Origin of the sequence: Aeromonas sp. 604176, assembly GCF_049170755.1 — a bacterium.
In the GTDB taxonomy this organism is placed as follows: domain Bacteria; phylum Pseudomonadota; class Gammaproteobacteria; order Enterobacterales; family Aeromonadaceae; genus Aeromonas; species Aeromonas veronii_A.
Genome location: NZ_JAAKNE010000251.1, coordinates 1 through 1,351, shown reverse-complemented (window position 1 = coordinate 1,351; position 1,351 = coordinate 1). Strand labels below are relative to the sequence as shown.

Here is a 1,351-nt window from a genome sequence, read left to right as displayed (position 1 = left end):
ACGGTCAACACGGGGAGTCCTTGTTCGGTTATTTATCCTCAGCACCAAAAATGCGACTTGTATCACAAGTTACCAAGGAGTCATATTAGGCACTGTAACCTCTTGTTTCCCCTCGCGCCATTGTCGTGCTTGTCGGTGCATCGAAGCCCACTGGGGATCCTGCCTGTTCAGGCAGTCTGATCTGTGGAGCCGAAAATATGAGTACCTATGTCATCGTCGAAGAGCTGGGCGACTGGCCTTGCCATGCCGATTATCTGCTGACCGCCCGCACCTATCTGCAACATGGCGTGCCGACCACCGGCGGCCGACCCCGCATCATCAACCTCTGCCGCAATCTGGAGCACCTGAGCGCAGGCTACTACTGCTCGCTGCTGGCCCAGGCCCGCGGCCACCACTGCCTGCCTGGTCTGCAAGCCATCAGCCGACTGCAACCCCAGCAGCCACCGGCCAAGCTGTGGCGCAAGGCGCAAGGATGGTTGGCCCAGCAGAGCGAGGATCGAATTAGAGTGCGCGCCATCTTCGGCCAGTGTGAACAGAGCGAGCTGGCGGGGCTGGCCCGCTACTACTATGGCCTGAGCCAGCTGCCGCTGCAGGAGCTGACCCTCAAGCGCGGTCGCCACGGCTGGTCGGTGCGCCAGCAGCAGAGCCTGTCACCACTGGCGCTGAGCCCAAGCGAGAAAGAGTTAATGCTGCACCACGCTCAGGCGCTGGTGGGGACCGGTGATGAGGAGCAGGCGGCGCCGCTCTACCAGCTCGCTATTCTGGTCGACCCCGATGATGGCCGTGCCAGCAGTGACGGGCTGGCGCTGGAGCGCTTTATCCGGGCTGCTGCTGCCCAAGGCATCCGTGCCGAGATCCTGCCACCGTCGGCCATCGAGCGGCTGCCGGAGTTCGACACCCTCTGGCTGCGTGCCGAAACCGCGGTCGGTCACTATACCTTCGAATTCGCCCACCGTGCCGAACAGCTCAAGATGCCGGTGATCGACAGCTCCCGCGCCATCCTCGCCTGCAGCAACAAACTCTATCTCTACGAGCTGATGGTGCGCAGCGGCGTGCCCATGCCGCCCACCATGGTGGTGACCCGCCGCGGCCGCCACCATGTGGACGAGCTGGTGCAACGGCTCGGCCTGCCGCTGATGGTGAAGGTGCCCGACGGCGCGCAGGGGCGCGATCTCGCCATGGCCAGCGACGAGCAACAGCTGGCCCGGCTGCTGGACGAGGGGTTGGGCCGCTCCGCCCTGCTGCTGGTGCAGAGCCGGATCCCCGCCGAGTTTGACTGGCGCATCGGCTTTCTCGACGGCTCGCCGCTGTTCGCCTGTCGCCGCTACCGGCCCGAACCCGGCAACCGCAT

1 protein-coding gene is annotated in these 1,351 nt (G+C 64.5%); it reads left to right on the top strand.

The features are described from left to right. Positions 1-197: 197 nt before the first annotated feature. A partial coding sequence (locus G5358_RS21120) for a RimK family protein (RefSeq protein WP_421324885.1) occupies positions 198-1,351 on the top strand: 1,154 nt, incomplete at its 3' end.